18 protein-coding genes are annotated in these 21,206 nt (G+C 74.0%); 11 read left to right on the forward strand and 7 right to left on the reverse strand.

Annotation, left to right across the window (positions count from 1 at the left end):
• Positions 1-74 precede the first annotated feature (74 nt).
• The gene (locus ACFW1A_RS04505) at positions 75-3,557 is read right to left on the reverse strand and encodes a S8 family serine peptidase (RefSeq protein ID WP_380404002.1); all 3,483 of its coding nucleotides are present in this window, start codon (positions 3,555-3,557) and stop codon (positions 75-77) included.
• Between the two features lie 289 nt (positions 3,558-3,846).
• Here ACFW1A_RS04505 and ACFW1A_RS04510 point away from each other — a divergent pair, with 289 nt between their 5' ends.
• Positions 3,847-5,355, forward strand: coding sequence for a fatty acyl-CoA synthetase (locus ACFW1A_RS04510; protein WP_380404005.1), 1,509 nt, complete (start codon positions 3,847-3,849; stop codon positions 5,353-5,355).
• 18 nt (positions 5,356-5,373) lie between these two features.
• Here ACFW1A_RS04510 and ACFW1A_RS04515 read toward each other — a convergent pair whose 3' ends face one another.
• Complete coding sequence (locus ACFW1A_RS04515) at positions 5,374-8,391, reverse strand: SpoIIE family protein phosphatase (protein WP_380404008.1); 3,018 nt, start codon at positions 8,389-8,391, stop codon at positions 5,374-5,376.
• Between the two features lie 221 nt (positions 8,392-8,612).
• Between ACFW1A_RS04515 and ACFW1A_RS04520 the strand changes: the two genes are divergently transcribed.
• Positions 8,613-9,065: a universal stress protein gene (locus tag ACFW1A_RS04520; protein ID WP_380404011.1), complete on the forward strand. Its 453-nt coding sequence runs from the start codon at positions 8,613-8,615 to the stop codon at positions 9,063-9,065.
• 247 nt (positions 9,066-9,312) lie between these two features.
• Here ACFW1A_RS04520 and ACFW1A_RS04525 read toward each other — a convergent pair whose 3' ends face one another.
• Positions 9,313-9,594: a hypothetical protein gene (locus ACFW1A_RS04525; RefSeq protein WP_380404013.1), complete on the reverse strand. Its 282-nt coding sequence runs from the start codon at positions 9,592-9,594 to the stop codon at positions 9,313-9,315.
• A gap of 201 nt (positions 9,595-9,795) precedes the next feature.
• On the opposite strand from ACFW1A_RS04525, the gene ACFW1A_RS04530 reads away from it, so the two are divergent.
• The 3 genes from ACFW1A_RS04530 to ACFW1A_RS04540 all read left to right on the forward strand — a co-directional run bounded on the left by ACFW1A_RS04530 (position 9,796) and on the right by ACFW1A_RS04540 (position 12,190).
• A complete protein-coding gene (locus ACFW1A_RS04530; RefSeq protein ID WP_380404016.1) occupies positions 9,796-10,242 on the forward strand; it encodes an XRE family transcriptional regulator in 447 nt (148 codons plus the stop codon).
• A 147-nt stretch (positions 10,243-10,389) separates the two neighbouring features.
• Entirely contained in the window at positions 10,390-10,884 is a 495-nt protein-coding gene (locus ACFW1A_RS04535; protein ID WP_380404019.1) for a ParH-like protein, read from the forward strand.
• Positions 10,877-12,190: an MAB_1171c family putative transporter gene (locus ACFW1A_RS04540; protein ID WP_380404022.1), complete on the forward strand. Its 1,314-nt coding sequence runs from the start codon at positions 10,877-10,879 to the stop codon at positions 12,188-12,190. The genes ACFW1A_RS04535 and ACFW1A_RS04540 overlap by 8 nt, the downstream gene beginning before the upstream one ends.
• Here the strand turns inward: ACFW1A_RS04540 and ACFW1A_RS04545 are convergent.
• Together ACFW1A_RS04545 and ACFW1A_RS04550 are read right to left on the reverse strand one after the other, a co-directional pair.
• Positions 12,160-12,708, reverse strand: a complete 549-nt coding sequence (locus tag ACFW1A_RS04545; RefSeq protein WP_380404051.1) for a GNAT family N-acetyltransferase — start codon at positions 12,706-12,708, stop codon at positions 12,160-12,162. The genes ACFW1A_RS04540 and ACFW1A_RS04545 overlap by 31 nt on opposite strands.
• Entirely contained in the window at positions 12,708-13,124 is a 417-nt protein-coding gene (locus ACFW1A_RS04550; RefSeq protein ID WP_380404025.1) for a hypothetical protein, read from the reverse strand. Before ACFW1A_RS04550 ends, ACFW1A_RS04545 begins: the two co-directional genes overlap by 1 nt.
• A 116-nt stretch (positions 13,125-13,240) precedes the next feature.
• On the opposite strand from ACFW1A_RS04550, the gene ACFW1A_RS04555 reads away from it, so the two are divergent.
• Positions 13,241-13,504: a dsRBD fold-containing protein gene (locus ACFW1A_RS04555; protein WP_380404028.1), complete on the forward strand. Its 264-nt coding sequence runs from the start codon at positions 13,241-13,243 to the stop codon at positions 13,502-13,504.
• Between the two features lie 104 nt (positions 13,505-13,608).
• Entirely contained in the window at positions 13,609-14,793 is a 1,185-nt protein-coding gene (locus ACFW1A_RS04560; protein ID WP_380404031.1) for a PLP-dependent aminotransferase family protein, read from the forward strand.
• A gap of 6 nt (positions 14,794-14,799) precedes the next feature.
• Here the strand turns inward: ACFW1A_RS04560 and ACFW1A_RS04565 are convergent, their stop codons facing one another.
• Positions 14,800-15,381 carry a Uma2 family endonuclease gene (locus ACFW1A_RS04565; RefSeq protein ID WP_380404034.1) on the reverse strand — a complete coding sequence of 194 codons (582 nt, stop codon included), beginning with the start codon at positions 15,379-15,381 and terminating at the stop codon, positions 14,800-14,802.
• Positions 15,382-15,610: 229 nt separating this feature from the next.
• Positions 15,611-15,775 carry a hypothetical protein gene (locus tag ACFW1A_RS04570; RefSeq protein ID WP_380404037.1) on the reverse strand — a complete coding sequence of 55 codons (165 nt, stop codon included), beginning with the start codon at positions 15,773-15,775 and terminating at the stop codon, positions 15,611-15,613.
• A 227-nt stretch (positions 15,776-16,002) separates the two neighbouring features.
• Here ACFW1A_RS04570 and ACFW1A_RS04575 point away from each other — a divergent pair, with 227 nt between their 5' ends.
• The 4 genes from ACFW1A_RS04575 (at position 16,003) to ACFW1A_RS04590 (ending at position 21,175) form a co-directional block, all read left to right on the forward strand.
• Positions 16,003-17,010 (forward strand): DUF6879 family protein, encoded by a 1,008-nt coding sequence (locus ACFW1A_RS04575; RefSeq protein ID WP_380404040.1) that lies wholly within the window; start codon positions 16,003-16,005, stop codon positions 17,008-17,010.
• Positions 17,011-17,090: 80 nt separating this feature from the next.
• Positions 17,091-18,296, forward strand: coding sequence for an FAD-dependent monooxygenase (locus ACFW1A_RS04580; protein ID WP_380404042.1), 1,206 nt, complete (start codon positions 17,091-17,093; stop codon positions 18,294-18,296).
• Positions 18,297-18,423: 127 nt separating this feature from the next.
• On the forward strand, positions 18,424-18,897 hold the full coding sequence (locus tag ACFW1A_RS04585) for a hypothetical protein (RefSeq protein WP_380404045.1): 474 nt from the start codon (positions 18,424-18,426) through the stop codon (positions 18,895-18,897).
• A gap of 307 nt (positions 18,898-19,204) precedes the next feature.
• On the forward strand, positions 19,205-21,175 hold the full coding sequence (locus tag ACFW1A_RS04590; protein WP_380404048.1) for an amino acid transporter: 1,971 nt from the start codon (positions 19,205-19,207) through the stop codon (positions 21,173-21,175).
• The last annotated feature ends 31 nt before the right edge of the window (positions 21,176-21,206 follow it).

Genomic DNA, 21,206 nt, shown 5'->3' on the forward strand with positions numbered 1-21,206 from the left:
GGGAAGGGTGCCACACACGGGAGCGGCCGCTCCCCACCGGAGTGGGGAGCGGCCGCGGACGGGGCCGGAGGGGCTCAGGCCACCGTGTAGCTGTACGGGATCGCGGCCAGCACCGAACCGGTGACCGCCATCGCGTTGTTCGCCAGCTGCGTGCCGCCCGGCGTGGTCACCAGGTACAGCACGCCGTGCACCACGCTGCCCTTGGCGCCCTGCGGCGTCAGGGTCACCGTCAGCGCGCCGGAGCCGCCCGGCTGCACCGTCACCGGCGAGGTGGCCGGCGCCGAGGCGTTGTAGGCGAGCGCGAACGGGTCGCCGGTGCTGGAGGTCAGCGCCGGGTCGAAGGCCAGGGTGTGCGCCGAGGCCGTGATGGTGGAGCTGCCGGCCGGGGCGCCCGCCGCGTCGAACGGGCCGATCTGCTGGACGTAGGTGCTCCAGAAGCCCGGCTCCAGCGGCTGCGCGGCGCTGCCGGGCGCCTTCACCGAGGAGATGGTCGAGCCGTCCTGGGCCTTCGTCAGGTCGCCGAACAGGTCGGGCGAGCCGGTCGGGCCGTTGAACTCGAACTGCGCCTTGGTGGTGGAGGCCGCCACCCCGGTCAGCTGGTCGGTGCCCGGCGGGACCAGGAAGTTGGGCACCAGCGAGCTGGTGGTCAGCGGCAGCGCCAGGGTGGCCGAGGTGCCCAGCGGCACCAGCGGCAGGTTCACCCGCTTGGTGAGCCGCCCGTCGGCCTGGACCTGCTGCACGCTGGCCGTGTTGTTGGTGTAGTTCACCGTGACGGCGACCGGCTTGCCCGCGGCCAGCTTGGTCGAGGGCGAGTTCGGCAGGCCGGGGGCGGTGGCCTGGTCCTGGTCGAGGCCGATCCGACCGGTGAAGTCCTGGCAGAGCTCGGCGCCGGAGACCGGGTTGTACACGTTGAGCACGAACCGCCAGCGGCCCGCGGCCGGCTCCACGGCGGTGGCGGAGACCCCGGCGGTGGTGCTGGTGATGTTCCCGGAGGCGTCCAGCACCGCGTTGGACTCGGCGTCGGCCACGGTGCCGTTCGGGCTGATCAGCACGCCCTGCGCGACCAGGTTCGGGTCCTGGGCCAGGGTCAGGCCGACCCGGACGTCGTGGTGCCCGGCCGGGACGTCGAAGGCCCAGGTGAAGCTCTGCGCCGGCGAGAAGCTGCGGCCGTTGCCGCCCGTGACGCTGCCGGTGAAGGTGCCCTCGTTGCCGGAGACCGGGACCAGGCTGCGCAGCACGACCGGGACGGTGGTGGTGCGGCCGTTGGAGCTGGACACCACCACGGACTCGGCGGCGTCACCGCCGGCGGCGGGGGTGGTCAGCCGGACCTTGAGGGTCTTGGACTGACCGGGCGCCAGGTCCGCCACCTGCGGGGTGACGGCGCCGGCCGGGACCGCGCGCTGGGTGGCGGTGTCCAGCAGTACCGGGCCGGTGAAGCCCTTGGCGCCGGCGGGGGTGTAGAGCACGGCCGTCCAGTCGCCCGCGGCGGGGTGCGGGACGTCCACGATGCCCCAGTTCGGCGAGACCGCGCCGCCCTGCGGACGGGTGTTGGTCTCGAACCGGCCGGACGGGTCGAGCAGGGTGAGCCGGACCACCGGGGTGACGGTGCTGCTGCCGGCCTGCTGCGGCTTGCCCTGCCAGGCGATGGTGGCCGCCAGGCGGTCGGCGCCGGCCGGGACGGTGAACTTCACCTGGTGCGCCACCCAGGGCGCGCCGTTGGTGGCGTACGGGAACTGCTGGTCGGTGCTGGAGTTCAGCTGCACCGTCTGCTGCGCGTCGGCCAGCGGGGCGAAGTCGCGGGTGGCGGCCGAGACCGTCTGCGGCTTGTCGCTGGTGTTGACCACGGTGACGTCGGCGGTGCGGGTCGAGCCGGGCTGCGCGGTCAGGTCGATCTGACCGGTCGTCACCTGCACGGTGGAGCTGTCGGCCGACGGGCTCTGGTAGCCGCGGGCGGCCTCGGCGGCGGCGCGCACGTCCAGCAGGCCCGCGCCCTGCTCCTGGGCCGGCAGGCCGAGGTCGTCGGCGGTGCCGGTGAGGAACTTCTTGACCAGCTCGGGGCTGGGCGACTGGCCGTGGTGCGCGTCGCGGTAGGCCTGGATCACCACGGCGGCCGCGCCGGCGGTCAGCGGGGCCGACTGGCTGGTGCCGCCGAAGGGCTGGATGCCGGTGCCCTTGCCGTTGTAGTTGGTGCACTCGGTGTAGATCGAGGTGTCGGGCGAGCAGAGCGCCCAGTCCGACTCGCCGGGGGCGACCAGGTCGACGGTGCGGCCGGCCTGGGTGATGCCGCCGGAGGAGAGCGCCGAGATCCGGCTGTTCTCCCAGCTGCCGTTGGAGAACCCGAACGCCGCGTACCCGGTCTGGGCGTACGACTGGTTGTCCGTGGAGGCCCCGGTGGAGATCACCTTCGGGTCGGTGGACGGGGTGCCGATGGTGCCGTTGATCCCGGCGTCGCCGGAGGAGACGGTCACCGTGACGCCCGCGTCGACGGCCATGTCGTTGAAGAGCGAGATGGTGTCGTGCGCGCCGGAGTCCGGGGTCACGTTGGAGCCGAAGGACTCGTTGAGCACGTCCACGTGCGCGACCGTGACCGCGTAGTCGATCGACTGCAGGATCGCCGAGTTCGGGAACAGGTCGCCGCCGGCCTTGAGCGCGACCAGCGAGGCGCCCGGCGCGATGCCCTCGACCCGGATGGTGCAGCCGGGCGGCAGCGGGTGGCTCGGGTTGACGAACTGCGACAGGTCGTAGCTCTGCCGGCCCTGGGCGATCATCGCGGAGGCGTCACCGAACGCCTCGGCGGCGCCGGACGGGGCGAAGAAGCCCTGGCCGGAGAAGTCCTGGTAGTCCACGACCGCGTGCGAGCCGTCCGCCCGGACGAAGTCCGGGTTGTTCGGGTCCAGGCCGTCCGCGATGTAGGCGACCTTGACGCCGGTGCCGTCGGCGATCTCGTGCGCGCCCGGCGCGCCGGGGCGGCTCTCGGTGTGCGTGGTGTACAGCGCCTCGGGCTCCAGCAGCGGCTTGGCCGGGTCGCTCGGGCAGACCGCGCTCGGGTCCTGGGTGTCGCCCTGCTTGGCGGACTGCGCGGCGGGGGCCTTCCCGGGGGCGGCGCCGGTCCCGGCGGCGTCCGCCGGGGTGGGCTTGGCGGCCGGCGGGGAGACCTTGACGGTCTCGTCCGCGATCACCGAGGCGACGGCCGGGTCGGCCGCGAGCTGGGCCCGCAGGGCGGGGCTCACGGTGGCCGAGAAGGCGTTGCCGACCACGAAGGTCTTGATCCCGGTGCCGCCGTTGGCCCGGACCTTGGCGAGCAGCGGGGCCTGGGCCTGACCGGTCGCCTTGCGGCGGGCGTCCAGGTGGCCGGAGTCGGCCGGGGTGCTGGAGAGCTGGTCCTTGAGGACCACGATCACCGGAGCCGGAGCTCCGCTCTCCGACGCCGCCTGGGCGTTCGGAGCGGGGGCGACCGGGGCGCCGCTGGCGCTGGTCCCGAAGGAGAGCACCAGGGAGGCGGCAGTGAGCGTGGCGGCTGCGAGCTGCGTTGTGCGCGGGTTGCGCCAGCCGATCATGAACATCCCTTCGTCTGATGAGACGTCAGGGGGCGCTTCCCGCACGCGCGTACAGGGGTCGGACGCACGCGTGTCTGCAGGAACGCCCGTCCCGACAAGCCCACGCATTCCATCGCGCCGCTGCCCCCGGCCACAAGGGGTCAACAGCCAGAATGAATGGCACTGAGTGGATATGACTGTTCGATAGCCGGACAATTGCAGATCACGGCGAGTGTTGCGGGCCACCACGCCGCGGGAGTCTTGGCAAGATCGCAACATAACCGTTCGGCCCAGGGGATATACGCACCCCATGGACCTCCACCACGCCAGCACCATCCCCGACGCGCTCCGGCGCAGCGCCGCCCGCACCCCCGACCGGACCGCGCTGCACTTCGCCGACCGCGCCTGGAGCTACCGCGCGCTCGACGAGGCCACCACCCGGCTGGCCGGCCGCCTGCTGGAGCGCGGCCTGCGCCCGGGCGACCGGGTGGCCGCGCTGGGCCGCAACTCGGACGCCTACCTGCTGCTCTTCCTGGCCTGCGGCCGGGCCGGGCTGGTCCACGTGCCGGTCAACCACAACGCCACCGCCGCCGAACTGCGCTACTTCACCGAGCAGTCCGGCAGCGCGCTGCTGGTGCACGACGCCGAGTACGCCGAGTCGGCCGCCGCCGCGGCCCCGCTGCCGGCGGCCGACTTCGCCGAGCTGCTGGCGGACGCGGACCACGGGCCGGTGCCCGAGCTGTCGGTGACGGTCCGTGACACGGATCTGGTCCAGCTGCTCTACACCTCGGGCACCACCGCCGCGCCCAAGGGGGCGATGATGACCCACCGGGCGCTGCTGCACGAGTACCTGTCGGCGATCGTCGCGCTCGACCTGACCGAGCGGGACCGGCCGCTGCACGCGCTGCCGCTCTACCACTCGGGCCAGCTGCACGTCTTCCTGCTGCCCTACCTGCTGCTCGGCGCGGAGAACCACCTGGTGCAGGTGCCGGAGCCGGGCGACCTGCTGGCCCGGCTCGCGGCGGGGCGGCTGACCAGCTTCTTCGCGCCGCCCACCGTGTGGACGGCGATCGAGGCGCACCCCGAGTTCCGCCGCGCCGACCTCGGCGCGCTGACCAAGGCGTACTACGGCGCCTCGATCATGCCCGGGCCGGTGCTGGAGCGGTTGCGGGCGGCGCTGCCCGCGACCGGGTTCTACAACGCGTTCGGGCAGTCCGAGATCGGTCCGCTCACCACGGTGCTGCGACCGGACGAGCACGCCGAGCGCCCCACCTCGGCCGGGCGCACCGTGCTGTTCGTCGAGGCCAGGGTGGTGGACCAGGACGGGGCGGAGGTGGCGCCCGGCGAGGTGGGCGAGATCCTCTACCGCTCGCCGCAGCTTTGCACCGGGTACTGGGACAAGCCGGAGGAGACGGCGGCTGCCTTCGACGGGGAGTGGTTCCACTCCGGCGACCTGGTCCGGCGCGACGCCGAGGGCTACGTGTACGTGGTCGACCGGCTGAAGGACGTGATCAACACGGGCGGGGTGCTGGTCGCCTCGCGCGAGGTGGAGGACGTGCTGTACGGGCACCCGGCGGTGGCCGAGGCCGCGGTGATCGGACTGCCCGACCCGCACTGGATCGAGGCGGTGACCGCGGTGGTGGTGACCCGCGCGCCGGTGGCGGCGGCGGAGCTGATCGGCTGGGCCCGGGAGCGGCTGCCCGCGCACAAGACGCCGAAGGCGGTGCACTTCGCCACCGAGCTGCCGAAGAACGCCTCGGGCAAGCTGCTCAAGCGCGAGCTGCGCGAGCGGCTGACCGGTTCGCCGCAGGGCTGGTGACGCACCGTCGGGCCGGGTTCAGTCCGCCGACCCGAGCGGCAGCTCCAGTTCGAACCAGACCAGCTTGCCGCGCGGGGTGGCGCGGCTGCCCCAGCGGTGGGCCATCTCGTTGACCAGGTGCATGCCGCGCCCGCCCTCGTCGTCCTCCAGGGCCCGGCGCAGCCGGGGCGCGTGGCCGTCGACGTCCGAGACCTCCACGGTGAGCGCCTGGTTGCGGAACAGCCGCAGCTGGGTGGGGGCGCCGGCGTGCACCAGGGCGTTGGTGACCAGCTCGCTGGTGAGCAGCTCCGCCTGGTCCACCAGGGTGGCCAGCCCCCAGCCGTCCAGGGTGTGCCGGACGAACCGGCGGGCGCGGCCGACCAGCGCGCGGTCGCCGGTCAGCGCCAGGGTGGCGATCCGGTCCGGCCCGATCCGCCGGGCCCGGGCCATGATCACCGCGATGTCGTCCTCCCGGGTGCCGGTGACCAGCGAGGCCAGCACCGCGTCGCAGGAGTGCTCCAGGTCGCCGCGCTGCTCGGCCACGGTGGCGCGCAGCGTCTCCAGCCCGTCGTCCAGGTCCCGGTCGCGCCGCTCCACCAGGCCGTCCGTGCAGAGCACCACCAGGCCCTCCGGCGGCAGCCGGAACTCCACCGACTCGAAGGGCACGCCGCCCACGCCGAGCGGTGCGCCCGGCGGCAGGTCGAGCACGGTCAGGGTGCCGTCGGGCGCGGTGACCAACGGCGGCACGTGCCCGGCGCAGGCGGCGGTGCAGAGCAGGTCCACCGGGTCCAGCACCAGCACGACGCAGGTGGCGTACTGGCCCTCGGCGGCGCCTTCGGCGGCCATCGTGGCGGCCTCGTCCAACCGGCGCAGCACCCGGGCCGGATCCATGTCCAGGGTGATCAGCGTCCGTGCCACGGTCCGCAGTTGGCCCATCATGGCGGCGGCCCGCAGGCCGTGGCCGGTGACGTCGCCGACCACCAGCGCGACCCGGCCGCAGGGCAGCGGCACCACGTCGAACCAGTCCCCGCCCACCTCGCTGAGCAGGCTGGCCGGCAGGTAGCGGTAGGCGATCTCCAACCCGGGCGGGTGGTGCACGTGCTGCGGCAGCAGGCTGCGCTGCAGGGTCAGCGCGGTGTCCCGCTCGCGGCGGTAGAGCCGGGCGTTGTCCATGCAGACCGCGGCCCGCGCGGCCAACTCCTCGCCGAGCGCCACGTCGGCGGCGTTGAACGCCTCGGGGTTGCGCATCCGCATGAACTCGGCGCCGCCCAGCACCCGGCCGCGGGCCACCAGCGGGACCATCAGGTACGAGTGGATGCCGGACTCCAGCGCGGGCTGGATCCGGTCCGGGGAGGCCACGATGGTGGCCAGGTTCTCCTCGTCCACCTCGGCCACCAGGATCGACCGGCCGCTGCGCAGGCTCTGCGCGTAGAGCGCCGCGGACTCCGACACCCCGCCCACCGGGTCGGCGGCGCCGGTGAGTTGGCCGCCGGGGGCGCGCACCCCGTTGGCGTCGATCTCGCCGACCGCCACCGCCCGCAGCATCGCCGGGCCGAAGGCCGGCACCACCGGCGTGCCCTCGCCGGTCAGCACCGCCTCCAGCAGGTCCACGGTGACGAAGTCGGCGAACCGGGGTATCACCACCTCCACCAACTCCTCGGCGGTGCGCGGCAGGTCGAGCGTGGTGCCGATCCGCCCGCCGGCCTCGTTGAGCAGGGCCAGCCGCCCGGTCGCCGCGTGCGCCTCGTCCAGCGCCTTGCGCCGGTCCTCGGCGGCGGCCCGCTCCAGGGTGTACAGCCGGGCGTTGTCGATGGCGACCGCGGCCCGCGAGGCCAGCTCGTCGCCCAGCGTGATGTCGGCCTCGGCGAAGGACTCCCGCTCGCCGCGGCGCGAGTAGACCACCATGCCGAGCACCGCGCCGCGGGCCACCAACGGGGTGATCCGCACCGAGCGGGAGCGCCGGCCCAGGTACTCGCGCAGCGACACCATGTCCAGTCCGGTGGTCAGCGGCGGCAGTTGCCAGGACGGGACGACCACGGTGCGGCCGCTGGTCATGGCGCGCGCGTAGGGGGAGTCGGGCTGGATCTCGTAGACCGCGTCCACCGGCAGCACGCCGACCGGGTAGCTCGGGTCGGAGGCGGCCAGGGCGAGTCGGCGCACCCGCATCCGGCCGTCGTCGGGGACGCCGCTGACCAGGCGGTCCAGCGCGAAGACGCCGCTCAGGTCGGCGACCCGGGGGACCATCGCGTCGGCCAGCTCGCGGGCGGTGGTGTGCAGGTCCAGCGTGGTGCCGATCGAGGCGGTGGCGTCCACCAGCAGGGACAGCCGCTCCTGGGCGCGGGCGGCGGCGGACTCGGCGCGGAACCGGTCGGTGACGTCCACGATGGTCGAGCTGACCCCGTGCACCTCGCCCGGCGGGTCCTCCAGCCGGAAGTAGGAGGCGGACCAGGCGTGGTCGTGGCCCGGGTCGCCCGGGGTGCGGCCGTGCGAGCGGGCGTCCAGCACCGGCTCGCCGGTGGCCAGCACGTGCCGCATCACCGCCTCGATCTCGCTGCCGTTGATCCCGGGCAGGATGTCGGAGATCCGCCGGCCCAGGTGCTCGGCCACCGAGACGCCGTTGACCCGGGCCAGGGCCTCGTTGAGCCGCACGAAGCGCAGGTCGTCGTCGTACACCGCCATGCCCACCGGCGACTGGGTGAAGAAGCCGTCGAGCACCGCGAGGTCGGCCTGGATCCGGCGCAGCACCGTGACGTCGGAGGCCACCGCGAGCACCAGCGGCACGCCGCCGGGGCCGGCCACCGGGTGGGTGCGGAACTCCAGGTTCACGAAGTGGCCCTCGCGGTGGAGCACCGGGAAGACGCCGGCCCAGTGGTGGCCCGAGAGGATCTGCTCGAAGAGGGCCAGCACCTCGGGGCGCTGGTCCTCCGTGGCCAGCAGTTGGGCGGCGGGGGCGCCGACCGCCTCGGCGGCGGTGTACCCGAGCAGCGCCTCGGCGTCCGGGCTCCAGTGCAGGATCCGGCCGTCCCCCTGGATCAGCGCGGTGGCGATCGGGATCACCAGCGGGCTGTCGACGCGGGCCGGATCCCCGTCCGTCGCGGGGCGACGGTCGGGGGCACCGCTGCCAGGCTCTCGCTCGACTGCGTCCATTGGCCGCCACCCGTTCTGAGGTGCGTGTCCTGCCCGGCCATTTTCCCACGGGCCCGTCCGACGGGTCTTTTCGGAACGGGCCCGGGCGGGCCGCGCGCCCCGGTTGCCGGCGTTGGGCGGATACTGCCCGCATGACGGCACCGGTGGAGTTCGAGCTCGGTACGGACGGGCCCAGCACGATCGTGGTGGGGGTGGACGGCACGGTCACCTCGATGCGTGCCGCGGCGTACGCGGCCGGGCTGGCGCGGCGGCAGGGGAGCCGGCTGATCGTGGTCTACGTGGCGGCGGTCGGCGCGCTGGCCGGCACCAGCCCGGAGGCGGCGGTGGCGCTGCGCGAGGGGACCGAGGAGGTGGCCGAGGAGCTGCGGACGGCACTGGAGCGGGCGGTGGTGGAACGCGGGCTGAGCGCGACGTTCGTGCACCGGAACGGAGATCCCTACACCGAGATCACCCGGTTGGCGGACGAGGTGCGGGCCGACGCCGTGCTGGTGGGCGCCTCCGAGCGGCTCGGGCACCGGTTGGTCGGCTCGCTGGCGGTCCGGCTGGTGCGGGCCGGGCGCTGGCCGGTCACCGTGGTGCCGTAGGCCCCGCGGCGTTCCGGCAGGTCGGCGAGGACCGCGGGACCGGACTCAGGGTGACCGACCCGGTACCGACCGCCCCCGCGGGTGGTGAGCGTGATCCGGACCGTCGCCGCCGACCGGTGCCGCCCCGCGGCAGACCACGACCTGGGCCCGGCGGGCCGCGCAGGCGGGCCCGGAGCAGGTTCAACTGCTGGTGGCGGAAGAGGAGTTGGCGCAGCGCGTCGGGGTCCGGCGCGGGTCGGCGGCCCGGTCAGGCGCCCGGGTGGGCGGTGCTCGGACGGGTCGCGTCCGTGGGCAGCGGGAGCAGGTGCCGGCCGGTCAGGTGGCCGACCCAGTGCCGGTGGCACTGCGGGCAGGCCGGGGCCCCGGCCGTCGAGTAGGGCGAGGCCGACGGGACGCCGTGGTGGGAGAAGGCCTCCCAGTCGGCACCGTCCTCGTCGCGGTAGTGCTGGACGTCATAGTCCGCGGTCCACCGGTGCCAGCAGTGTCCGCAGGTGAACTCGACATGTTCCACGGCCTGTTCGGTGATCATGGCGACGCTCCCTGGGTCGGGGTGGCGGCCGGTCGGGCAATCGGCGCAGATCACCCCGTAACGGTCATGAAACTCCGATACTGCGCTGCTGGCAAGGGCCGCGACGCTGACAGCGAGTCACCGGCTGAACTAGCATGAACGGCATCGATTGCTGCGTCCGCGCGTGCTGGAGTGGCACGGGTGCGGAGCGGGAGGTATGGGATGACCGAACCAGAGGCCGTCGGCCGGGCCGGCGCCGAGGCGTGCGGGACGACGACGCTGGCCGAGAAGATCGACGGCCTGTTCCAGGTCGTCCGCCGCCCCAACCGCGAGCAGTACAGCCACGAGGAAGTCGCCAAGGCCTGTCGGGAGGCCACCGGGGAGACCTTCTCGGCCACCTACCTCTGGCAGTTGCGCACCGGCCGGCGCGACAACCCGACCAAGCGGCACCTGGAGGCACTGGCCCAGTTCTTCCAGGTGCCGGTGGCCTACTTCTTCGACGACGAGCAGGGCGCCGCCATCGCGCAGGAGCTGGAGCTGCTCGGTGCGCTGCGGGACGCCGGGGTGCGCAGCGTGGCACTGCGCGCGGTCAACCTCTCGCCGGAGGGGGTGGGCACGATCAGCGACCTGATCGACGTGATCGCGCGGCGTGAGGGCAGCGCGAAGTAGCGGCAGCGGGTGGCGCCCCGCGGGGCGGCGGCACCCGGACCCGGGCAGTGGCACGCGGGCAGCGGGCGTCAGCAGGGAGGGGCTGCGGTGCGGATCGGCTTGGCACGGCGCGGAGAGCACCGGCGGCTCTGGCAACGCTGCCGACAGGTGGCCGACGCCCTCGAACTGCCCGTCCCGTTCGACGCCGCGCGGTTCATCGCGGCGCTGGCCGAGCAGCGCGGCCGGCCGATCGACCTGGTGCCGGTGACCGGCCGACCGCACCTGCCGTGCGGCCTGCTGGTGACCACGGACACCGCCGACTGCATCGTGTACGCGGCGGACACCACCGCCCTGCACCAGCAGCACATCCTGCTGCACGAGGCCGCGCACCTGATCTGCGGCCACCACGAGAGCGCGCCGACGGCCGCGACGGCCGCGCGCACCCTGCTGCCCAACCTGTCGCCCGCGCTGGTGGCCCGGGTGCTCGGCCGCACCGTGTACAGCGAACCGCAGGAACAGGAGGCCGAGTTGCTCGCCTCGATGATCCTGCACCGGGCCCAGCAGGCGGCCGTGCCCGGACCACCGACGGACCGTCAGCACACCTGGGTGGACTCGGTGTTCGGCCTTCCCGGGGAGAGCACGGCCGGGTCGCCACGTGGTTGAGCTCGGCAGCAGCGACCTGGCGGCCTACCTGTCCGGCGGGCTCTGCCTCTTCTTCGCCGGCCGTCGGCTGGCCGCGCTGCGCCTGCACCCGCAGGACGCGGTGCAGCGCTACGTGGCGGGCTTCCTGGTCTGCATGGGGGCGGCGCTGGCCGCCCTCGCCCCGGCCTCGCTGACCCGGCTGACCACGCTGGGGCTGGGCGAACAGCCGGAGATCCTGCTCACCGACGCGTTGCGCACGGGCGCGGAGAGCCTGCTGGTGCTGATCGGACTGGCGCTGGAGGCCCGGGACACGGGGGCGGCGGGAGCGCGGCGGCTGCGCGGGCGGATCCGGCTGCACCAGGTGGCCGCGCCGGCCGTGCCGGTGACCATGGCGCTCCTGCTGGGGGCCGCGCACATCGCCTCCCGGGGCGACGAGTTGGTGGTGAGCGGCAGCGGGCGCTGGCTGCTGGCCGGGTACGACACGCTGTTCGCCGGCTATGCGGTCGGCTGCCTGTGGGTGCTGGTGTCGGTGCTCGGCCGGCGGACCCGGCGGGCCGGACCGGGGCTGCTGCGCACCGGTCTGCGGCTGATGCGCGCGGCCGCCGCGCTCGGCGTGGTGTGGAGCCTGTGGACGGTGGACGACATCGCGGGGATCCTGGCCGACGGTCGGCAGGGCGGCGGCGAGGACACCCCGTCCATCGTGCTCGGCGCCGCCTGCGCCGCGCTGACGGTGATCGGGGCCAGTGCCACGGTCTGGGGCCGGGCGCGCTGGACGGTGCGGCTGGCCGGCCCGCTGCGGCGCTGCCGGGCCCGGCGCCGGCACCGGGCGCTGGAGCCGCTCTGGTCCGCGCTGCGCAGCGCGGTGCCCGGGATCGCGCTGCTGGCCGACGGACCCGAACCCGGTCCGGTCCGGGGCAGGGTGCCGCTGCGGCACGCGGAGTTCGCGCTCTACCGGCGGATCATCGAGATCCGGGACGGCCAACTCGCGCTGCGCGCCCACCTGCCGGCCGAGGCGCCGCAGTGGGTGGTGGCGGCGGTGCGGGAGTCGCCGGTCGGGCGGCGGCGGGTGCGCCGGCCGGCTCCGCTCGGTGCGGTGGTGGAGGCGGCGCTGCTGGCGGCCGCGCTGGAGACCCGGCGGGCCGGGACCCGGTCGGGCGGCGACCCGGGGGCCGGCTGGGCACCCCAACCGGTCCCCGGCACGGTGGCGGCCGAGGCGGCCTGGCTGCTGCAGGTGGCCGCGGCCTTCGCGGACGGACCGGCCGTGGCCAGGGTCCGCGAGCGGGCCGCGCTGCGGGCTCAGGGCGCGGCCGCGCGCAGCTCCCGGTAGGCCTGCCGGGTCAGCTCGGTGACCTGCACCGGGCGGCCGCCCGGCACCGTGGTGCGGCGCTCGGGCACCATGCCGAGCTTGGCCATGACCCGGGCCGAGGCGGTGTTGGGCAGCTGGTGGATGCTCACGATCCGCTCCAGGCCCACCGTTTCGAAGCCGAAGTCGAGCACGGCGCGGGCGCCCTCGGTGGCGTAGCCGTGGCCCCAGCAGTCCCGGCGCAGCCGCCAGCCGATCTCCACCGCGGGCAGGATCTCGGGCAGGAAGCGGGGCACGTTCAGGCCGACCCAGCCCGCGAACCGCCCGCTGTCGAGCAGCTCGACGGCGAACAGGCCGAAGCCGCGCTCGGCCCAGCCGGTGCGGATCCGGAGCAGCGACTCGGCGGTCTGCTCCCGGGTGTGGGTGGTCCCGTCGGCGATGTAGCGCATCACCTCCGGATCGGCGTCGAGTGCGGCGAGCCGGTCCAGGTCGGCGTCGTGCCACTGGCGCAGCCGCAGGCGGGCGGTGCGGAGTTCGGGCATCATCGCGGCAGCTCCGGGGCGTCCGGCAGCTGCGGGGCGTCGGGGAGGTCGGGGTCGTCGGGGAGGTGCTCGAACTCGGGCAGCCGTGGGGCGTCCGGCAGCCCGGGGTCGTCGGGGAGGTGCTCGAACTCGGGCAGCTGCGGGGCGTCGGGGAGCCCGGGGTTGTCGGGGAGGTGCTCGAACTCCGGCAGCTGTGGGACGTCGGGGAGGTCGGGATGGTCGGGGAGGTGCTCGAACTCGGGCAGCCGTGGGGCCACGGGGAGGTCGGGGTCGTCGGGGAGGTGCTCGAACTCCGGCAGCCGTGGGGCGTCCGGCAGGTCCGGGATGTCGGGGAGCCCGCCCGGCACGGGCAGGTCGGTGACGTCCGGGAGGTCGCTGACCTCCGGCAGCTCCGGGGGCTCCGGCAGGATCGGCACGGCGGACTCCTTCGCGGTCGGACGGTCCGTCAAATCCTGTCCGGCCCGGGCCCGCAGGGCAAGGCTTGCACCCGGGCCCGGGCGGGTTCAGGCTGGGGGAGAGTAGGAGGCGCGCCATGCAGAACCAATGGGATGTCCAGCTGTCCTTCGAGGAGGACGGCGTGAACACGCTCTGTGACGCCCGACTGGTCGGCGACCGGGCACCGCGACTGACCGGCCACGGCGAGGCCACCCGCAGCACCGAGGACCGGCCGTTGGCCCGGATCGGCGAGGAGGTGGCGGCCTGGCGGGCGCTGGACGACCTCTCGCACCGGCTGAAGGCGCAGGCGGTGGGCGAGATCCAGGACGAGGGGCACCGGCCGGCCTACCTGATCTACTGAGCGGCCCGGGTCCGGTCGGCCGCGGCCGGCGGCGCGGTCCGCACGGCTTGATCACATGCTGAGAGGCCCTTCCGGCATGTGGTCAGGATCCGTACGCTGACGGCATGATGACCCGTGCCGACGTCCCGCCCCTGGCCGCTCGAGCCGTGCAGGTCGACGCCTCGCCGGTCCGCGAGATCCTCGCGCTCACCGCGCGCCCCGAGGTGATCTCGTTCGCCGGCGGGCTGCCGGCGCCCGAGCTGTTCGACGCGGCCGGCCTGCGGGCGGCGTACGACGCGGTGCTCGCCGAGCGGCCCGCGCAGGTGCTGCAGTACTCGGTCACCGAGGGCGACCCGGACCTGCGCGCCGCGATCGCCGCCCGGTACACCGGGCGCGGGCTGCCCACCGCGGCCGCCGACCTGGTCGTCACCACCGGCTCGCAGCAGGGGCTGGGCCTGCTCGCCACCGCGCTGCTGGAGCCGGGTGACACCGTGCTGGTGGAGGACCCCAGCTACCTGGCCGCGCTGCAGTGCTTCAAGTTCGCCGGCGCCCGGGTGGTCCCGGTGCCCGGCGACGAGCACGGGGTGGACCCGGAGGCGGTGGCCGAGCTGGTCCGCACCGAGCGGCCCAAGCTCCTCTACCTGGTCCCCAACTTCCAGAACCCCACCGGCCGCACGCTGCCGGCCGAGCGCCGCTCGGCGCTGGTCGAGGTGGCGGCGCAGCACGGGGTGTGGCTGGTCGAGGACGACCCGTACGGCGAGCTGCGGTTCGAGGGCGAGCCGCAGCCCTGGCTGTCCAGCTACCCCGAGGCGGCCGACCGGACGGTGCTGCTGGGCAGCTTCTCCAAGGTGCTCGCGCCCGGGATGCGGCTGGGCTGGCTGCGCGCGCCGGCCGGGCTGCTGCGGGCCTGCGTGGTCGCCAAGCAGGCGGCCGACCTGCACACCGCGACCGTGGACCAGGCCGCCGCCGCGCGGTACCTGGCCGACAACGACCTGGGCGCCCACCTGGCGAAGGTCACCGAGGCCTACCGGTCCCGCCGCGACGCCCTGGTGGGCGGCCTGGCCGCCGCGCTGCCGGCGGAGAGCCGGTGGAACAACCCCGAGGGCGGCATGTTCGTCTGGGTCCGGCTCCCGGCCGGGTACGACGCGTCCGAGCTGCTGCGGGCCGCGGTCGCCCAGGACGTGGCCTACGTCCCCGGCGCCCCGTTCTTCGCCGGCCCGGCCGACCCGGGCGCGCTGCGGATGGCCTTCACCACCCACACCCCGGCGGAGATCGCCGAAGGCCTGGACCGGCTGGCCCGGGTCTTCTGAGCGGGCTCAGCGCACCCACGCCTGGAGCGGCTCGGTGTCCAGCGTGATGTCCACCGGGGAGGGCAGGGCGACGGTCTTGCCGAAGGGAACGCTGAGGACCCGGCCGTAACGGGTGCCGTCGGGCTCGCTGTGGACCTTCACCTCGCCGCTGTCACGGTCGATCAGGAGGTAGACGGGGATCCCGGTCTCGGCGTACGCGCGGGGCTTGTCGACGCGGTCGCGCAGATTCGTGTCAGTGTCGTAGGAGGTGACCTCGACGACCAACAGGACCTGGTCGGGATCGGCCCATTCGCCCTGCCCGACGAAGGCGTCCGCCGGGGCGAGGGAACCGTCGGGGATGGCGAAGCCGCCGCGGTAGGGCTGGATCCGCAGTCCCTGCGAGTGCAGGAACAACTCGGGTCGTGCCTGGATGCAGATGCGCAGCAGCCACTGGATGATGCGTCCGTGGTCACCGTCGGCCACGTGCTTGACCCCCACCCTGCCGTCAACGAGTTCGAACCGGATGCCCATGGCGAGGCGTCCCGCTATCAGCGCGAACTCCTCGAACTCGCCCGGTGCCACTTCTGCATGATCGGAGAGTGCTGTCATCGACGGTCCTCCTTCGGTGTCTCCGACGATAGCCGAACCCGTGCCGCTCCCCGCAGTCTGTTACCCGCACGGGTGAAGCCCGGATACACCGGCGCCCCGGACCCCGCTGCTCGCGGTCCGGGGCGCAGTCGTTCGCGTGGCGGTCAGCGCGGGACCGCGGGCCAGCTGTTCTCGTCGGCCGGGGCTGCGTGGCGCATCTGCTCCTCCTGAGGGGTGGGGGAGTGGGCGGTCAGTAGAAGGTGGGCTTGGGCTTGTACTGGTCGCCCCAGCTGGTGTCGTGGTCGGCCACCACCGCGTGCTGCGGCTGGTGCGCGACGACGGTGGCGGTCGGGAGCGCGAGCAGGGCGGTGGCAGCGAGCAGCAGCAGGGTGCCGCGACGCAGGAAGGTGGCCACGGGCCGTCTCCAGGGTTCGATGCGGATCGGACGAACACGGGCGGCGTGCGGGCCTGCCCGGAATCCGGACGCCGGTGGCTGACACGCCGTCCGGAGCCCTAGTCCACCTTGTCGGGGTGGCGTTGGTCCAGCGGCGATCAGTGGCAATAGCGTGCATGGCAGTGAAGTGCGGGGGTCGCAAAAGGGGTTGAAACGTGCAAGACGGGACAGACTTCGAGCAGTTGCCGATGCTCGATGAGACGGCACTCACACTCTTCGACCACGTGCTGGCCCACGGCGCACTGGACCTGGGCCGGCCCGTCGCGCTGCCGGGCCTCGGGGAGCCGACCGGTGCCGAGCTGGCGCGGGCCGCCGACGTGCTCCTGACGCTGCGTCTGCTCCGGCCGGCGCCCGGCCGGCCCGACCTGCTGATCCCGACCAGCCCCGAGGCGGCCGCGGCCGAGGCACTGGCCCCGCTGGAGGCCCGGATCGCCGACGCCAGCCGGCACGCCCAGACCGTGCGCGACGAACTGCAGGCGCTGATGCCCCGTTACCGCAGCTCGCTGCGCGAACGCGGCCGGCTGGCCGGCGGCGACCGGCTGCCCGACCTGCCCACGGTCTCCGCCATGCTCACCGAGGAGGCGGCCCGCTGCCGCGAGGAGGTGTTCACCATCCAACCCGGCGGCGGCCGGCAGCCGACCCGGCTGGCCGAGGCGGTCAGCCGGGACCTGGCGATGCTCGGCCGCGGCGTGCGGATGCGCACCCTCTACCAGCACTCGGCCCGGGCCAACCTGGCCACCCAGGGCTACGTGGAGACCCTCACCGGGGCCGGCGCCGAGTACCGCACCGCGGCCGAACTCCCGGACCGCGCGGTGGTCTTCGACCGCGCGGTGGCATTCCTGCCGGCCCGTCAGGAGGACGGCTCGGGCGACGGCGCGGTGCTGGTGCGGGATCCGGACATCGTGGCCTACCTGTGCCGGGTGTTCGACCAGCTCTGGGCCACCGCCACCCCGTTCCGCGGCAGCACCGAGGCCGCCTACCGGGAGGTGGGGGACAGCCTGCGCCGGGCCCTGGTGGGGATGCTGGCCGAGGGGGTCAAGGACGAGGTGATCGCCCGCCGGCTCGGCATGTCGCTGCGCACCTGCCGGCGGCACATCGCCGAGGCCCTGCTCGCGCTCGGCGCGGAGAGCCGGTTCCAGGGCGGGGTGCTGGCGGAGCGTCACGGACTCACCCGGCCCGACGACGGGTCGGCGTGACCGGTCGGCCACTCTGGACCGGTTGATCATCGTTCGTCCATACTCGACCGGTCGGCAGGGCGATCGAGGGGAACGCATCCGTGCGGTTGGGACGAGTGGCAGTGGTCGGCGGCAGCATCGCGGGCTGCGCGGGAGCGCTGGCGGTGACCCGGGCGGGCGCCGACGAGGTGGTGGTCTTCGAGCGGGCCGCCCAGGACCTGCAGGACCGCGGCGTGGGCCTGGCCCTGCACGCCGACCGGTACGCCGAACTGGCCGAGCGCGGCTACCTGGACGAGGCGATGCCCTGGGTGCGGATCGAGCGCCGGATCTGGATCGACCGGGACGGCGAGCGGTTCGGCGGCCGCCGGTTCGCGCAGCAGCCGTTCGGCTTCCGCACCTACAACTGGGGCAGCCTCTGGCGCGAGCTGCGCGACCGGATCCCCGCGCAGGTCGAGTACCGCACCGAGGCCGCCGTGGCCGGGGTGCGCGCCGAGGGGGACGGTGCGGTGGTGCGGCTGGCCGACGGCGGCGAGCACCGGTTCGACCTGGTGGTCGGCGCCGACGGCTACCGCTCGGTGGTGCGGGGCGCGGTGGACCCGGCCGACCGCGCCGAGTACGGCGGCTACCTGGCCTGGCGCGGCTCGCTGGCGGTGGCGGACCTGCCCGACTGGAGCGAGGCCTTCCCGGAGCACGAGGCGGTGACCGTCTGCTTCGCCGGCGGGCACGTGGTCGCCTACCGCACCCCCGGGCCCGGCGGTCGCGGCCAGATGGTCAACTGGGTGCTCTACGCCGTCCCGCAGCAGGCGGACGAGCTGCGCTTCGACGACCCCGAGGCGGCCTCGCTGCGGGTGCTGACGCCGAGCCTGGAGCGTCAGCTGCTGCAGATCGCGGACCAGGGCCTGCCGCCGTTCTGGGGGGAGGTGGTGCGCCGCACGCCGGACCGGTTCGTCCAGCCCATGTACGACCTGGCGGTGGAGCGGTACAGCCGCGGCCCGGTGGTGCTGCTGGGCGACGCGGCCTCGATCGCCCGCCCGCACACCGGCAGCGGCGCCGTCAAGGCCCTGCAGGACGCCAGCGCGCTGGAGCGGGCGCTGTGCTCCGCCCCGGACCTGGCCACGGCGCTGGCCGGGTACTCCGCGGAGCGGTCCGAGGTCGGCCGCAAGACCCGGGAGCTCGGGCACCGGCTGGGACTGGCGCAGGTGCAGCAGACACCGGACTGGTCGGCGCTGGGGCAGCAGGAGCTGGACCAGTGGTGGCAGGCGGTCTGCGGCGGCGCCGGGTTCGGCGGGCACGCGCTGCGCCCGTAGCCCGGGCCCGCGCCGGGGGCGCACAGGGCGTACGCGGGGGCGTGTGCGGACACCGGGGCGATCGTCGAACGGATCACCTGGACCGTACCCGCCCGTACCGGGCGTCGACCGGCGTACTGTGCGCCTCATGACGCCCGATCAGTGCCTCCGAGCGGTCGCCGCGATGGAGGCGTCCTGGAAGCGCGACGCGCAGGCGCTGGTGACCCTCACCCGCCCGGTCGACGGTGAGGCCCCGCTGGCCCTGGTGCTGGCCGAGTTCGCCGAGCGGGCACTGCAGCAGCTGGCCGCCGCGCACCTGGACTCCCGGTTGGCGCAGGAGGCCGGCGCGTGCGAGGAGTCGCTGCGGAACGACCCGGTGCTGACCGCCACGGTGCTGCTCGCCACCACCTACCACTGCTGGTCCGAGACGGCCGCCGAGCACGACGTGCTCGCCGCCGCCTCGCTGGCCCGCTGCATCCTGATCGGTCTGGCCGGCCTGACCGACGTCGACCCGGCGGACGAGCGGGTCGAGGAGCTGATCGCCTGGCTGCGCGAGCGCGCCCTGGACGGCACCTGGTCGGAGCAGCAGGGACGCCCGGACGCGGACGCCGGGCGGGCGTGAGCGCCGGGAGCCGACCGTCCCCCGCGGGCCCCTCCCGGGGCCCGGCGGCCGGGCGCACCGAGGGCGGCGGAGCCGATCTTGAGCCGGGCGGGCGCAGGGGACGCTAAATATTCGTCAAGATTGGCCTTGACGGAAATACCCCCGGACGGCCCGTCCGGGGCCTCCTACCTGGGATGCCGCCATGCAGGCGGACTTGTCCTGACACCTGGACCGGCCTGCGCGTTCCTCGAATGGTGGTCGCATAATCTGACCCGGTCGTCCTCTTGACGGCCGTTTCACGTCAGAGCATCCCGACAGGAGTCACACCGTGGTCGCCCAAGCAGCTCCGGCCGAATCCGGCACGGAACCCCCGGCACGGAGCCGGCTGCGCGCCTGGTTGCTGGAGGGCCTGGCGGACAGGGCCAAGCAGCACCCCGGCCCGCACGTCGAGTCCCCCGGCCACGAGGGCCAGCGCTGGTGGCGGGTGATGTGCCTGACCGGTCTGGACTACTTCTCCACCCTGGGCTACCAGCCCGGCATCGCCGCGCTCGCCGCCGGCCTGCTCTCCCCGCTGGCCACCATCGTCCTGGTGCTGGTCACCCTGTTCGGCGCGCTGCCGGTCTACCGCCGGGTGGCGAAGGAGAGCCCGCACGGCGAGGGCTCCATCGCGATGCTGGAGCGGCTGCTGTCGTTCTGGAAGGGCAAGCTCTTCGTGCTCGCCCTGCTCGGCTTCGCGGCGACCGACTTCATCATCACCATCACGCTGTCGGCCGCCGACGCCAGCGCGCACCTGGTGGAGAACCCGCACCTGACCTCGGTGCTGGGCGGCCACCAGGTGCTGATCACGCTGCTGCTGGTCGCGCTGCTCGGCGCCGTCTTCCTCAAGGGCTTCAGCGAGGCGATCGGCCTGGCGGTGGCGCTGGTCGGCCTGTACCTGGCGCTCAACGTGGTGGTCACCGTGGTCGGCCTCTACCACGTGCTCACCGCGCCCCAGGTGATCACCGACTGGACCCACGCGCTGACCGTCCAGCACGGCAACATCTTCGTGATGATCGGTGTCTCGCTGGTCACCTTCCCGAAGCTGGCGCTGGGCATGTCCGGCTTCGAGACCGGCGTCGCCGTGATGCCGCACATCAAGGGCGACCCGGGCGAGACCGAGGAGAACCCGGTCGGCCGGATCCGCGGCGCCCGCAAGCTGCTCACCACCGCGGCGATCATCATGAGCATCTTCCTGATCGCCACCAGCTTCATCACCACGCTGCTCATCCCGGCCGACGAGTTCAAGACCGGCGGCCAGGCCAACGGCCGTGCGCTGGCCTTCCTGGCGCACAAGTACCTGGGCGGCGCCTTCGGCAGCGTCTACGACCTGTCCACCATCGCGATCCTCTGGTTCGCCGGCGCCTCGGCGATGGCCGGGCTGCTCAACCTGATGCCGCGTTACCTGCCGCGCTACGGCATGGCGCCCAGCTGGGCCCGCGCCGTGCGGCCGATGGTGATCGTGCTCACCCTGGTCTCGTTCCTGATCACCTGGATCTTCGACGCCAACGTCGACGCCCAGGGCGGCGCCTACGCCACCGGCGTGCTGGTGCTGATCAGCTCCGCGGCGATCGCGGTGACCATCGCGGCCCGCAAGGCCAAGGAGAAGGGCTGGTTCTGGGCCTTCGCGACGATCTCGGTGGTCTTCATCTACACCACCGTGGTCAACTCGATCGAGCGCTCCGACGGTCTGAAGATCGGTGCCTGCTTCATCGTCGCCATCATCCTGGTCTCGCTGATCTCCCGGGTGGCCCGCGTCTTCGAGCTGCGGGTGACCGACGTGGTGCTGGACGAGACCGCCGAGCGGTTCCTGCGCGACGCCTCGCACCGCACGATCCGGCTGATCGCCATGGAGCCGAAGAAGCGCGAGGACGAGGAGTACCGGGAGAAGAAGCGGCAGATCCGGGCCGACAACGACATCCCGACCGAGGACGACCTGGTCTTCGTCGAGGTCAAGGTCACCGACCCGTCCGACTTCGAGGCCGTGCTGCAGGTGCGCGGCGAGGTGCTGCACGGCCGCTACCGGGTGCTGGTGGTGGAGAGCTCCAGCGTGCCGAACGCGCTGGCCGCGCTCGCCCTGCACGTGCGGGACGTGACCGGCCGCCAGCCGCACCTGTACTTCGAGTGGACCGAGGGCAACCCGCTGGCCCAGTTCCTGCGGTTCTTCCTGTTCGGCCAGGGCGAGGTGGCCCCGGTCACCCGCGAGGTGCTGCGCGAGGCCGAGCCGGACCGCACCCGCCGCCCCCGGGTGCACGTGGGCTGACGCCGTCACGGCACGCGCGAGGGGCCCGGAC

Origin of the sequence: Kitasatospora sp. NPDC058965 (assembly GCF_042741245.1) — a bacterium.
Taxonomy (GTDB): Bacteria; Actinomycetota; Actinomycetes; order Streptomycetales; family Streptomycetaceae; genus Kitasatospora.